The 13094-nt window shown below is 64.6% G+C and carries 13 protein-coding genes; 3 read left to right on the forward strand and 10 right to left on the reverse strand.

Annotated features, from left to right (window positions below):
• Positions 1–499: 499 nt before the first annotated feature.
• The 3 genes from guaB (at position 500) to D1Y84_RS05240 (ending at position 5623) form a co-directional block, all read left to right on the forward strand.
• On the forward strand, positions 500–2023 hold the full coding sequence (guaB, locus tag D1Y84_RS05230; RefSeq protein WP_124847578.1) for an IMP dehydrogenase: 1524 nt from the start codon (positions 500–502) through the stop codon (positions 2021–2023).
• A 97-nt stretch (positions 2024–2120) separates the two neighbouring features.
• Positions 2121–3824, forward strand: coding sequence for a hypothetical protein (locus D1Y84_RS05235; protein WP_124847579.1), 1704 nt, complete (start codon positions 2121–2123; stop codon positions 3822–3824).
• Positions 3825–3874: 50 nt separating this feature from the next.
• A complete protein-coding gene (locus tag D1Y84_RS05240) occupies positions 3875–5623 on the forward strand; it encodes a carboxypeptidase-like regulatory domain-containing protein (protein WP_158615334.1) in 1749 nt (582 codons plus the stop codon).
• A gap of 255 nt (positions 5624–5878) precedes the next feature.
• On the opposite strand, the gene rplQ is transcribed toward D1Y84_RS05240, so the two are convergent.
• The 10 genes from rplQ to secY form a co-directional block, all read right to left on the reverse strand.
• On the reverse strand, positions 5879–6361 hold the full coding sequence (gene rplQ / locus D1Y84_RS05245) for a 50S ribosomal protein L17 (protein WP_124847581.1): 483 nt from the start codon (positions 6359–6361) through the stop codon (positions 5879–5881).
• Positions 6362–6480: 119 nt separating this feature from the next.
• Complete coding sequence (locus D1Y84_RS05250) at positions 6481–7584, reverse strand: DNA-directed RNA polymerase subunit alpha (RefSeq protein WP_124847582.1); 1104 nt, start codon at positions 7582–7584, stop codon at positions 6481–6483.
• Positions 7585–7779: 195 nt separating this feature from the next.
• A complete protein-coding gene (gene rpsD / locus D1Y84_RS05255) occupies positions 7780–8409 on the reverse strand; it encodes a 30S ribosomal protein S4 (protein ID WP_124847583.1) in 630 nt (209 codons plus the stop codon).
• A gap of 240 nt (positions 8410–8649) precedes the next feature.
• A complete protein-coding gene (rpsK, locus tag D1Y84_RS05260) occupies positions 8650–9078 on the reverse strand; it encodes a 30S ribosomal protein S11 (RefSeq protein ID WP_124847584.1) in 429 nt (142 codons plus the stop codon).
• Positions 9078–9458, reverse strand: coding sequence for a 30S ribosomal protein S13 (gene rpsM / locus D1Y84_RS05265; protein WP_124847585.1), 381 nt, complete (start codon positions 9456–9458; stop codon positions 9078–9080). Before rpsM ends, rpsK begins: the two co-directional genes overlap by 1 nt.
• A gap of 187 nt (positions 9459–9645) precedes the next feature.
• Positions 9646–9759 carry a 50S ribosomal protein L36 gene (gene rpmJ, locus D1Y84_RS05270; protein ID WP_124847586.1) on the reverse strand — a complete coding sequence of 38 codons (114 nt, stop codon included), beginning with the start codon at positions 9757–9759 and terminating at the stop codon, positions 9646–9648.
• Positions 9760–9817: 58 nt separating this feature from the next.
• Positions 9818–10036 carry a translation initiation factor IF-1 gene (gene infA / locus D1Y84_RS05275; RefSeq protein WP_124847587.1) on the reverse strand — a complete coding sequence of 73 codons (219 nt, stop codon included), beginning with the start codon at positions 10034–10036 and terminating at the stop codon, positions 9818–9820.
• A 90-nt stretch (positions 10037–10126) separates the two neighbouring features.
• Positions 10127–10879, reverse strand: a complete 753-nt coding sequence (gene map / locus D1Y84_RS05280; RefSeq protein ID WP_124847588.1) for a type I methionyl aminopeptidase — start codon at positions 10877–10879, stop codon at positions 10127–10129.
• Positions 10880–10884: 5 nt separating this feature from the next.
• Positions 10885–11589, reverse strand: a complete 705-nt coding sequence (locus tag D1Y84_RS05285; protein WP_233581155.1) for an adenylate kinase — start codon at positions 11587–11589, stop codon at positions 10885–10887.
• Entirely contained in the window at positions 11590–12984 is a 1395-nt protein-coding gene (secY, locus tag D1Y84_RS05290; protein WP_124847589.1) for a preprotein translocase subunit SecY, read from the reverse strand.
• Between the last annotated feature and the right edge of the window lie 110 nt (positions 12985–13094).

Raw genomic sequence — 13094 nt, forward strand, 5'->3', positions numbered from 1 at the left:
CACTGCTACTTACGTGGGATAAATGCCACCGCCAAGCGCACAGATACACCCGCGCTGATGCGCCCGACGTTGCACCCGGCGGCAGCCCCGGGTGCATGTGCGCGAGAGGTGGTTTGCACTCCCCTGCCTGCGCTTCGTTGCAGCAGGCAAGCAGACGGCGTGGTGCATCGCGCGCGTGGCGCGTGCGGGATCGATGCTGCAGAGCGCCGGGATAACGCCTGCAAGGTTCTGCGATGCGAAGCTGCTCGTCCGCCGGGCGCGAAGTTGGCTGCTGGCGCGTGCAGCGCGTATCGCGCCGGCAGCAATGTGCTGCTCGGTCGAGCTGTACGGAGCGCGCTTGGATTGGGCGCTCTCGCCCGGCGCAGTGCCGTGCCTGCTCTGCGGCGAGCTGCCGGGTCGGCGACGACAGGCGTCTTCGCGGGGAGACTCTGCCGGCTTGCTACAATAAGGCGAAGGCTGCGCCGCCTTACTCCCATTGGCCGCGCGCGGTATCTTCACAATGATTGAACACCCGATTCCCGAAGCTTTGACCTTTGACGACGTCCTGCTCGTCCCTGCCTATAGTGAAGTGGTTCCGAACCAGGTCACCACGGAAACACGGCTCACCCGAAAAATCACACTCAACACTCCCCTGCTGTCGGCAGCCATGGACACGGTCACTGAATCGCGTCTCGCTATTGCCATGGCGCAGCAGGGCGGCATCGGCGTGGTGCACCGCAACCTCTCAGTCGAGCAGCAAGCGAGCGAGGTGGACAAGGTGAAGCGGTCGGAGAGCGGGATGATCGTGGATCCCGTGACGATTTCGCCCGATCACCTGATCGAGGATGCCCTGGAGGTCATGCGTCGCTACAAGATCTCGGGCGTACCGGTGACGCAGGGCAAGAAGCTGGTCGGCATCCTGACCAACCGCGACCTGCGGTTCGAGACACGGACCGATATCCCGGTCTCGCAGGTAATGACCAAGAAAGACCTGATCACAGTGCCGGAAGGCACGACGCTCGAGGACGCGGAAGCAATCCTGCACGACCATCGCGTGGAAAAGCTGCTGGTGGTCAACGACGCGTACGAGCTCAAGGGCCTGATCACGGTCAAGGATATCCAGAAGAAGTTGAAGTACCCGAACGCGTCCAAGGATGCCCAGGGACGGCTGCGCGTGGCGGCAGCGATCGGCGCAACAGGCGACTACCTGGAGCGGGCGGCGGAGCTGATCCGGTTCCGGTGCGATGCGTTGTCGATCGACTCGGCGCACGGGCACTCGTCGCGGGTCCTGGAGGCGGTGCGCGAGGTCAAGAAGCACTTCCCGGATACGGACCTGCTGGCTGGCAACGTGGCTACCTACGAGGGCGCGATGGCGCTGATCGAAGCCGGCGCGGATGCGGTCAAGGTAGGCATTGGGCCGGGCTCGATCTGCACGACGCGCATGGTGACAGGCGCAGGCATGCCGCAGATCACGGCGATCTCGGAGGCGTTCCGCGCGGGACGCGAGCGGGACATCCCGATCATCGCGGACGGCGGGATCAAGTACTCGGGCGACCTGACCAAGGCGATTGCCGCGGGTGCGGACGCGATCATGATCGGCTCGTTGTTTGCCGGGGTGGATGAGAGCCCGGGCGAGACGATCCTGTACCAGGGCCGGAGCTTCAAGGCGTACCGCGGGATGGGTTCGCTGTCGGCAATGGCGCAGGGTTCGGGCGAGCGGTACTTCCAGAGCTCGCGCGACCTGGAAACGGCGCCAACGCGAGCCGAGGCGGTGGTGGATCGGGAGCGCAACGGGCAGAACCGGCTGGCGAAGTTTGTGCCGGAAGGCATCGAGGGCCGGGTGCCACACCGTGGACCGCTCGAGGCGATGGTGCACCAGCTGGTGGGCGGTTTGCGCTCGGGCATGGGCTACCTGGGCTGCCAGACAATCGCGGAGCTGCAGAAGAGCGCACGTTTTGTGCGAATCTCCAATGCCGGGCTGCGCGAAAGCCATGTACACGATGTGATCATCACGCGTGAGGCTCCGAACTATCACGTGGAATAGGGCAAAGAACGAGGCAGGAAGAGAGGGGCTGTGCGGCGAGGATGCCGCGCAGCCCCTTTTTGCTGTGAATGCAACGAGGTGGCGTCCTTTTCCAGGGATGGGACGTCCAAGCGTGGGCGTGGCGGCGGAGCACGAACTGCCGCGGCGTGGCGGAGTGCGTGGCATGCTGCTGGGGACCAGGAAACCCGCGAGGATGGGCATAGCGCTGGCTTGGGGGCTGCTTGCGGCCCTGGCAGACGCGCAGACCACTACGGCCACGCTGCACGGCGTGGTGGTCGACAGCGAGACGCGGCAGCCGATTGCGCGGGTGCTGGTGGAGTCGCCCACGGGCGGCGCGGGCGTGCTGACGGACCAGGCTGGGCGGTTCACGTTTGCGGGTGTGGCGGAGGGCACGGTGATTGTGCGCTGTCGCAGACCGGGATACTTCGACCCGGGTTCGGATGACCCGGAGGCCACGCAACAGGTGCTGGCGGCTGCCGGGGGCGGCGAGCAGAGGCTGGTGCTGGAGAAGGCGGCGGCGCTGCGGGGAGAGCTTTTGCTCTCCGATGGAGATGTGCCCGCGGGCATGCGGGTGGACCTGTACAAGGATCACGCCGACGAGGGATGGCGGCGCTGGCAACTGGTGCAGACCGTGGCGGCGCAGGGCGACGGCTCCTTCGCGTTCGAAGGGCTCAAGGCCGGGAACTACCTGCTGCATGCGCAGGGCTCGCTCGATCCGCTGGCGCTGCAGGATCCGGGTGCTTCGCCCGGGGTGCGCTCCGGCTATGCGCCGGCGTATGCACCGGCAGGTGGAGAGATGGCAGGGGCAACGGTGTTTGCGCTGCACCCGGGCCATGCGGCAGAGGCGCGGCTGCGGGTGGCCCGGGTCGCCTTTTACCCGGTGAGCGTGCGCCTGAATGGCGAAGGGGCGAACGGGTTCGAGGTCACGGGGAACGGCTTTACGCACTGGACGCCGCGGCGGGTGCGCGGGGGCGACCTGCTGGAAACCGAGCTGCCGAGCGGGAGCTACGTACTGCACACGATGGGCCGCGGGCGGCAACAGCCTTCGGGTGAGCTGCCGTTCCACGTGGACGGGCAGCAGTTGCAGGGGCTGAGTATGACGCTGGCCGATGCGGCGCCAATGACGGTCGAGACGCAGGTGGAAGCGAATGGGACCGATGCGGGTGAAAGCGCCGGAACCGGCACGGCGACAGGCACGGCCGGGCCGCCGCATGTGAGTCAGCTGCGGTTTGTACCGCTGGATGCGCCGGATCAGCCCGCGGTCGGGCTGTCCGTCCAGGAGGACGCGAGCGGAGCGGGTGTGATTCGGGAGGGAGTGCGCCCCGGCCGGTACTGGGTGACGGCGGTGGTGCGCGGCGGCTACGTGTCGGCGCTGAGCAGCGGCGGCGTGGACCTGCTGGCGCATGCGCTGGTGGTCGCCCCGGGCACGAGCCCGTCGTTTGTGGCGGCGTTGCGGCAGGATGGCGGGCAGGTGCAGGTGACGCGCACAGGCGAGGCCCTGGAGCGTGGGGCAGCGGTGCAGCTGATCCCACTGAGCGCCGATGGCGTGGCGCGAATTCTTCCAGTCATCAGCGCGGAGGACGAGAGTCAGCAGGGGGCAAATCCCGCGCTGGCGGAGATTGTGCCGGGCGACTACCTGGCGATTGTGACCGCGAACCGCGACGGGATTGCGTTTCGGGAGCCGGGCGTGCTGCGCGAGCTCAAGGGGGAGCGGGTGACGGTACGCGCCGGGCAGCTGACGCAGGCGACAGTCAGTACGATGACGCAGGCGCCGCCCGCGACGGAAGCAGGATCGCTCTGATGCACGCCCGGAGAACTGGTGCAGGCCGTGGTGTGCGCGGATGGTTCCGGGTGAAGCGTTGGTGTGTTCCAGATCGCGACCGCGCTATCTATCCGAGCCTGGGGGCTTGCGTGCTGCTGTTGCTGCTGTTACCGGCAGTGGCGACGGCCCAGGGGTTCACGGTTGCGGGCCAGGTGGTCGATGGGGTGTCGGGCAGCGCCGTGGGACGAGCCGCGGTGAGCCTGGAGCCTGCCGGGACAGGTGCGGCGGAGCCGGCGGCAGACTGGGCTTCGGCGGCCAGGCAGCTGCTGACCGGGGTGGATGGAAGCTTTCGGTTTGCAGGGGTGCCGGCGGGTCGGTACCGTGTGCGCGCGGCGCGCCGGGGGTACGTCGCTGCCAGCTTCGACCAGCATGGCGAGTACTTCGCAGCAGTGATTGCAGGGGCGGGACGGCCCGAGGCGGAGCGGCTGCGGTTTGTGCTGATGCCGCTGGGCTCAATCCGGGGAACGGTGCTGGACAGCACCGGCGACCCGGTGTTGGCGGCGACGGTGACCCTGCTGGGTACGAGTCGGGATGGCAGCGGGGCAATTGTGCCGGTGCGCTCGGCTAGCGTGCAACGGGGGAGTGACCGCTACACGTTTTCGAACCTGGAGCCGGGCACGTACTACTTGGCGGTGACAGGTCGTCCATGGTGGGCAGAGAGCGGCGAAGAGGGAGACAGCGCCGGGAACAATCCGCTCGATGTGGCGTATGCGCCGATGTTCTTCGATGGGGCGGAAAGCTCGAGCGGAGCGCAGCCGGTGGTGTTGAGGGCGGGGGAAAGCGCGGAGGCGAACTTCTCCATGCATGCCGTGCCGGCTCTGCATGTGCTGCTGCGCGCTGGCGGTGGTGGCAGTGGCGGCGACGCGGGTGGACTGCCTGCGCTGACCGTGCCGGCGTTTGACGGGGCACTGGGGCTACCGATGGGGATGTTTCTCGGGCAGGGACGGCAGCGAGGCGGGGATGGATCGCTGCAGGTCACGGTCGCGCCGGGCACGTATGCGCTCAGCAGCGGCGGAGGGGTTGGGGCGGTGACGATCTCAGCGGACTCGACGCTGGATAGTGCGGCGACAGCGGCCGGCGCTGCGCTGCAGGGCAAGGTGGCAATGGCCGATGGCTCGGCGCTGCCGAGCGGCCTGCGTTTACGGCTGCTGGGCGTGAGCGGCGACCGAGGCGGCGTGATGGATGGGCCGGAGGCTGGATCCGACGGGGTGGGCGGAAGGCTGCAGCAGACAGGGAGCAACATTCGGTATATCGGGAGATTTGGACGCAGGCCGCTGGAAGTTGCGATTGCGGGGGATGGGTCGTTCGCAGCGGACAGCGTGCCGGCAGGGCGCTACCGCTTGGAGCTGGCTCGGCCGGGCGCGGGGGTGATCGCGATCACCGGCGCTGCGGCCAGCGGAGCGACGGTGGGCGAGGACATGACGCTGCGGGTACAGGGCGAGCCCGTGATCCTGGCCGTCACGGCATCAGCCGCCAGCGCGCAGGTGGATGGCCGAGCGGCAGACGGGCGGGGCGCCCCCGTGGGCGGCGCGCTGGTCCTGCTGGTGCCCGCGAACGGGGCAGCTACGCTCGAGCGGGTCGCCGAGAGCAACTCGGATGGAGGCTGGGCAGTGCGGGATGTTGCACCGGGAGAGTACCGGTTGGTAGCGATCCGCGATGGTTGGGACATTGCGTGGCGCAGGCCTGAGGCGCTGGCGCGGTACCTGGCGGGGGCTACGCTGGTGGTAGTGCGCGGGGATGGATTGTCGGGCGTGTCCGTGGTAGTGCAGGGGCGGTAGGGGCTGGTGGTCGCCGGGGTTAGTGAGCGGGTCAGGAGACTGGCTGGTTCCCATGTCGCAGAAGCAGGACATGGGGCACCCGGTGTTGTGGGCGGACCAGAGACAAAAGCAGGACGCCTGCGCGGCTCAGAGTAAACACCCCGCAAAGTGGGCGCCTCTGGCGCGGGGGCCTGTAGTTGGCAGGCGCCCGCGACAACGCGCAGGATGGAGGAGCTGGGAGCTCGCCGGCCTGCGCGTTGTGGTTGGAAGCGAAAGTTACTGCTGGGGCTCTTCGCCTTCGGTCCCGGGGGTGGGGCCATTGGCAGCAAGGGCTGCCTGCATCTCCTCGCGACGCTTTTCGCGGGCTTCGGCACGCTTCTGGCGCTTTTCGTCCAGTACCTGCTCGGCTCCGATGAGCTCGATCAGAGCTGTTTCGCCGCCGTCACCCTTGCGGAAGCCGGTGCGAACGATGCGAAGATAGCCGCCGTTGCGCTCGCTGTAGCGAGGCGCGACGGTCTCGAAAAGGCGCGTGACCGACTCGCGCGTCATCATGTACGACAGGGCCTGACGGCGGGAGTGCAGGTCGCCCTTTTTGCCGAGGGTGATCATCTTCTCGACGTGCGGGCGAACGGCCTTGGCCTTGGTGAGCGTCGTCTCGACGCGATCTTCCATAAGGATGGACGTGACCAGGTTGCGCAGCAACGCGCGGCGGTGCGGGGTCTTGCGTCCGAGTTTGAATCCTGCTTTGCGATGGCGCATGGCTTGTCTCTCTTCTGGTGCGAACTTGTGCGGAGGAACCCACATCTCAACGCGAGATGTGGGGCACCCGGTTTCCTGCATATTTGGCGGGCAGAAGCCCACCGATACTGCAACTTCGTTTAGAAGTTTTCTGGCTCGTTCTGCATGGACAGGTCGGTGTCGTCGTCGAGGATCTCGTCTTCCTCGTCGTCGAAGCGGCTGTACTGCCCTGCCGCAAGCTGCGCCGAGGGGAGAACCGAGGTCGGACCCGGGACAGCATTGCCCTGGTCGTCGATCTTCATGCCGAGGGACAGGCCCATCTGCGCGAGGATTTCCTTGATCTCGTTGAGCGACTTGCGACCGAAGTTCTTGGTCTTCAGCATCTCGGCTTCGGTCTTCTGGACCAGCTCGCCGATGGACTGAATGTTGGCGTTCTTGAGGCAGTTGTAGGAGCGGACGCTGAGCTCGAGTTCCTCGACCGAACGGTTGAGGTTGTCGTTGCGCAGCAGGCCACGCGAGTCGTCCATGTGTCCTTCGAGCTCGATCTCTTCCTCGAAGTTGATGAAGATGCTCATGTGGTCCTTGAGCAGCTTGGCCGCGAGGCCCACGGCATCAGCCGGCATCACCGAACCATTGGTCCACACTTCGAGCGTCAGCTTGTCGTAGTCGGTGATCTGACCGAGACGGGCTGCGTCGACCGCGTAGTTGACCTTGCGGACCGGCGAGTGCACCGAGTCGATCGGCATGAAGCCGATACCAAGATCCTGGTCGAAGTTCTTGTCGGCAGAGATGTAACCGCGGCCGCGCTTGAGGCGCATCTCCATGTCGAGCTTGCCGCCTTCGCTCACGGTCGCGATGTAGACATCCTTGTCGAGGATCTCGACGTCGCCGTCGGCCTCGATCATGCCGGAGGTCACAACACCGGGCTCATCCACACGCAGGTACAGGGCCTTGGGGCCGTCACCGTTCAGCTTGAACGGGACCTGCTTGAGGTTGAGGATGATGTCGGTCGCATCTTCAACGACACCCGTGATCGACTGGAACTCGTGCAGCACGCCCTCGATGCGCACGGCCGTGACCGCAGCGCCTTCAATGGACGAAAGCAGCGTGCGACGCAGCGAGTTGCCGATGGTAGTACCGAAACCACGCTCAAAGGGCTGGGCGCTGAACTTGCCGTAGCGGTCCGTGAGTGTCTCGGTGTCGACTTGCAGGCGCTTGGGGCGCTGGAAACCTCTCCACAACATAGTGTTTCTCCTTGGCACGCTCGCGCGAAGCATTCTGCACGAGTCCATGCGGTACGACTAAGAGCAAACCGCCTGCGCGACTGGCGGTCCATTCGGGACAGGTACTTGTTTGAGCAGCGTTGCAGGGGAAAACCCTGCAACGCTGCTCAAAGAAGACACCCCACGAAGTGGGCGCCTCCACGCTGGGGGCTGCTGTTACTTGCTGTACAGTTCGACGATCAGCTGTTCGTTGACCGGGAGCTGGATGTCTTCGCGGCGCGGCAGGGCGATGATCTTGCCCGACAGTTCGGCGGGGTTGGTCTGGAGCCATGCGGGCGCGGGCTGGTGCGAAGCGAATTCGCGGGCGATCTCGATGACCGAGAGCTTCTGCGAGTTGGGGCGAATCTTGATCTCATCGCCGACAGAAACCTGGAACGAAGGAATGTTGACCTTGCGGCCGTTCACTTCGACGTGGCCATGTCGCACGATCTGGCGAGCCTGGCGACGCGAAGAAGCGTAGCCAAGACGGTAGGCAACGTTGTCAAGACGGCGCTCGAGCTGCTGAAGCAGCAGTTCGCCGGTTACGCCGGGCGCGGTGGCTGCCTTCTCGTAGTAGGCACGGAACTGGCCTTCGAGGGCGAAGTAGATGCGCTTGGCCTTCTGCTTTTCACGCAGCTGCAGGCCATAACCAACGATCTTGGCCTTGCGATCGCGACCGTGCTGGCCGGGAGCGAAGTTGCGCTTTTCGATGGCGCACTTGTCGGAAAAGCAACGGGTGCCCTTGAGGAACAATTTCATGCCTTCGCGACGGCAAAGGCGGCATACAGGTCCGGTGTAACGAGCCACTTGGGTCTCTCCTGAACTTCAGGTGTCGATCGGTTTACGCGCCGCGGAAACGTATGTGACAGCGGAGGGCGTTTCTTCCCGATCCTTTGGTGTGGTGAGCCATGCCAAACGAAGTGGTAGGTTCAATGGCGGTTTCGAAGCTGACCGCAGAGCCTTCACTTCGTTCAGGATGACAAGAACAGCCTGGAACGTGCCACGCGGCAGGGACCCACCGAGTGGGCACCTGCCGCGCAGTGCATCTCAGACGCGGCGACGCTTGGGCGGGCGGCAGCCGTTGTGCGGGATCGGCGTAACGTCGCGGATCGAACGCACATCGATGCCGGCAGCCGCGAGCGCACGCACGGCGGATTCACGGCCGGAGCCGGGACCGGAGACGCGCACATCGACCGAGCGGAGACCATGATCGCGCGCCTGGTTGGCGGCGTTCTGCGCAGCCTGCTGCGCGGCAAACGGGGTGCCCTTACGGGAGCCACGGAAGCCGAGCGAGCCGGAGGACTTCCAGGAAAGCGTGTTGCCCTGGCCGTCGGTGATGGTCACGATGGTGTTGTTGAAGGTGGCCTGGATGTGCACGAGGCCGAATGGAACGTTCTTCCGTTCGCGCTTCTTGAACTTCTTGTTCTTGTTGGACTTGTTGCCGCCCGAACCCTTGTTGCCCTGTGCCTTCGCCATTACTTGGTCGCCTTCTTCTTTCCGGCTACTGTGCCCTTACGCGGTCCCTTGCGGGTCCGTGCGTTGGTGTGCGAGCGCTGCCCGCGGACGGGCAGGTTGCGGCGGTGACGCAGTCCGCGATAGCTCTGGATATCGATGAGCCGCTTGATGTTCATCGAAACATCCTTGCGCAGGTCGCCTTCGACCTGGCCTTCCTGCTCGATGACGGCGCGAATCTTGTTAATCTCGTCTTCGCTCAGGTCGCTCAGCTTGCGAAACGGGTCAATGTCTGCCTTGGTCAGGATGCGCAGTGCGCGAGGATCACCAACGCCATAGATATAGGTCAGTGCGATCCGCACCTGCTTGTTGTTCGGCAGATCCACACCAGAAATACGTGCCATGCTTGCCTTCTCTTCGTGCCCGGGCCGGAGCTGCTCCGTCCGTGCTGTTTGGGGCTGGTAGTCGTCAACCAGCTAGGTGGAGCAGGTTCTGCGGGTTCATCGCACGCTCATTGGGTCCGAGCGAACTCGCCTGCAGGCTGCCTTTCAGAAAACCGGATCGTGGGGACCCCGGGGTGGACGCCGGGAACTAACCCTGGCGCTGCTTGTGCTTGGAAACTTCGCAGATCACACGCACCACACCGCGGCGGTTGATCACCTTGCACTTATCGCAGATCTTCTTGACGGACGCACGAACCTTCACTTGTACTTCCCTTCCTTGGCGCACCTGCCTTGAAGCAGGGGCGCTGGTACAGCGCTGCTTATTTGTAGCGGTACACAATCCGCCCGCGGGTCAAATCATACGGGCTCAACTCTACGGCAACCCGGTCACCGGGCAGGATGCGAATGAAGTTCTTCCGCATGCGCCCGGAGACGTGGGCCAAAACCTGGTGCTTGTTTTCAAGCTCCACTTTAAACATCGCGTTCGGCAGGGTCTCAACGACCGTTGCCATGACTTCAATTGCGTCTTCCTTCGACACCGTATCCCGATTCCGCCTCGCCCGGCTCGTGCCATTGCGAGACTGTGTTGCCTATACCATCATCCGCTTCCCTGCCGGATGGCGCATATCCTAACGCGTCAAAACCTCGACGCCATGCTCCGTGACGGCCACCGTGTGCTCGAAGTGCGCACTCAGGCTGCCATCGGTGGTGACCACCGTCCAGCCGTCCGGAAGCACCTGGACAGCGGACCGGCCAATATTGACCATCGGCTCGATGCAGAACACCATGCCGGGACGCACCTTCATGCCGCGGCCACGCTGCCCATAGTTTGGCACCTGCGGATCCTCGTGCAACTGTGTGCCGATACCGTGGCCCACGAACTCGCGCACCACGCTGAAGCCCGCACCTTCCACCGTCTGCTGGACCGAAGCCCCGATGTCACCGAACGTCGCGCCGATCTTGACGGCCTCAATGCCGGCGGCGAGCGACGCTTCTGTCACAGCAACCAGCTTGGCGGCCTTCTCGGAGACCCTATCGCCGACCGGAATGGTGGTCGCCGAGTCTCCGTAGAACCCGTCCACCACGACGCCGGTGTCGATCGAAACGATATCGCCGTCACGCAGGACCTTGTTCGCCGAAGGAATGCCGTGCACTACTTCCTGGTTGACGCTGATACAGAGAACGCAGGGAAAGCCGTGATAGCCCTTGAATGCCGGGGTTACGCCGAACTCCTTGACCTTGGCGGCTGCGACCTGCTCGAGATCCATCGTGGTCGCACCGGGCTTGACATGCGGGCGAACGGCATCCAGCAGCTCGCGCACCATGCCGCCTGCGCGGCGCATGCGCGCAATCTCGTCCACCGTTTTGAGTATGACTGCCATGCGTCTTAAGCGTTCCTCAAATGCCGTACTGCCTGTTCCACCCGCGCCGTCACGGCATCAAGCGCTGCTTCGCCGTCGACCTCGACCAGCCGCCCGAGTGCCTGATAATGTGCCACGACCGGAGCCGTCTGGGCCTCGTAGGCGCGCATGCGCCCTTCGAAAACCGTCTCGGAGTCGTCATCGCGACGCTGGAGGAGTGTGCCGTCCAGATCGCAGACGCCTTCCTGCCTGGGTGGCTGCAGGTAAACGTTGTAGATACTGCCGCATACCGGGCAGATACGCCGTCCCGTAATACGGCGCAGTAACTGAGTATACGCGACCCGTATCGACACAGCAACCAACGGCAAGCGGTGCGCGCCCACTGCCAGCTTGTCATCCAACCACTCGGCCTGCGCCAGGGTGCGCGGAAAGCCGTCAAGGATGTAACCGTGCGTGGTATCCGGCTCCTGCAGGCGAAGCTCGACCATCTGGTTTACCAGGTCGTCCGGGACCAGGTGACCTGCATCCATCAGAGCTCGGGCGTGCTGGCCCAGGGCTGAGCCCGAGGCGACGTTGGCGCGCAGCAGGTCGCCGGTGGAGATCTGGGGGATGGTCCAGAGGGAAACGAGCTCCTTGGCCTGGGTGCCTTTGCCGACACCCGGCGCACCCATCAACAGGATGGGGCCGGGCTCAAACGAGGGATGCGGATTGGAAGACTGTGTGTTCGCCAACTACCAGGACCGCCTTCCGCGTACACGGCTCTTTGCGGAGAAGCCTTCGTAATGACGCATGATGAGTTGCGACTCCACCTGGTTGACCGTGTCCATGGCAACGCCAACCACGATCAGCAGCGAGGTGCCGCCGAAGTAGAAGTTGAAGCCGAGGCCGTTGGTCATCCACAGGGGCAGGTGCTCGAACACGCCGCCGATCAGCGGCAGGTGGTTGAGGTGGATACCCGAGATCAGCAGCTGGGGCACGAGCGAGATGACGATCAGGTAGATCGCACCCACGAAGGTGAGGCGGGTCAGGATGTCATTGATGTAGTCCGAGGTGCGCTTGCCGGGACGGATGCCGGGGATGAAGCCGCCGTACTTGCGCATGTTGTCGGCGATGTCATCGGGACGGAACACGATCGAGATATAGAAGTACGCGAAGAAGATGATGGCGACCGACTGCAGCAGCACATACCATGGCTCGCCGGAACGCAGTGCGTCGAAGATGCGCGTCAGCACAGCGGAGTTCTTGACGAACTGGGCCTGTGCGAACAGCAGGGGTGCCGACAACACGGAGGCGGCGAAGATCACGGGCATGACGCCACCCGAGTTGACCTTGAGCGGCAGATGCGTGGACTGTCCACCCATCATCCGGCGGCCGACGATGCGCTTGGCATACTGCACGGGCACGCGGCGCTCGGAACGCTCGACGAATACGATGAACGCAACCAGCAGGGCCATCGCCACGACCAGCAGCAGCAGGGCCGGGATGGTGAGCGCGCCAAAGCGCTGCGTGCGGGCTGCCTCGACGAGTTCGACGATCGCCTTGGGCAGGCCAACCACGATGCCGGAGAAGATCAGCAGGCTCATGCCGTTGCCAATGCCGCGGTCGGTGATCTGCTCACCCAGCCACATGATGAACGCTGTGCCGGTGGTCAGGGTGCAGACAGTGAGCAGGATGAAGCCGAAACCGGGGTTGAGCACCAGCTGATCGCCGCCCGAACCATGCGAGAGCGCGATGGCGATGGCGGAGGACTGCACGATGCCGAGCAGGATGGTGACGTAGCGGGTCCACTGCGTGATCTTGCGGCGGCCGGACTCGCCTTCCTTCTGCAGACGAGCCAGCGGCTCGTACACAACGGTCAGCAACTGGAAGATGATCGACGCCGTGATGTACGGCATAATGCCCAGGGCGAACACGGTCATGCGGCGCAGGTTGCCGCCGTTGAACAGGTCGACCAGGCCAAGAGGCGAGCCGCCCATGTGGTTGAAGAAGGAGGCGAGCGCCGAGGTGTTGATGCCAGGGATCGGGATATAGGAGCCGAGGCGGTACACCGCCAGCATGGCAAACGTGAACAGGATCCGGTTGCGCAACTCGGGGATACGGAAGATGTTGAGGAACTTCTCAAGCATGCGGCGGCTCGTCTCTGGGGGCTTCTCGGGAATCTTGACTGCTGGCGCGCCTGTGGCTCGAGGCGGCGACCAGCGGTTGGTTCAGAATACGCGAAAGGCAGTGGCCGCGT

This window comes from Acidipila sp. EB88 (genome assembly GCF_003858395.1).
GTDB lineage: Bacteria > Acidobacteriota > Terriglobia > Terriglobales > Acidobacteriaceae > EB88.

Coding starts and splice junctions, on each gene's coding strand:
- guaB (WP_124847578.1), top strand. CDS start 500: ATGATTGAACACCCGATTCCCGAAGCTTTGACCTTTGACGACGTCCTG.
- D1Y84_RS05235 (WP_124847579.1), top strand. CDS start 2,121: ATGGGACGTCCAAGCGTGGGCGTGGCGGCGGAGCACGAACTGCCGCGG.
- rplQ (WP_124847581.1), bottom strand. CDS start 6,361: ATGCGCCATCGCAAAGCAGGATTCAAACTCGGACGCAAGACCCCGCAC.
- D1Y84_RS05250 (WP_124847582.1), bottom strand. CDS start 7,584: ATGTTGTGGAGAGGTTTCCAGCGCCCCAAGCGCCTGCAAGTCGACACC.
- rpsK (WP_124847584.1), bottom strand. CDS start 9,078: ATGGCGAAGGCACAGGGCAACAAGGGTTCGGGCGGCAACAAGTCCAAC.
- rpsM (WP_124847585.1), bottom strand. CDS start 9,458: ATGGCACGTATTTCTGGTGTGGATCTGCCGAACAACAAGCAGGTGCGG.
- map (WP_124847588.1), bottom strand. CDS start 10,879: ATGGCAGTCATACTCAAAACGGTGGACGAGATTGCGCGCATGCGCCGC.
- secY (WP_124847589.1), bottom strand. CDS start 12,984: ATGCTTGAGAAGTTCCTCAACATCTTCCGTATCCCCGAGTTGCGCAAC.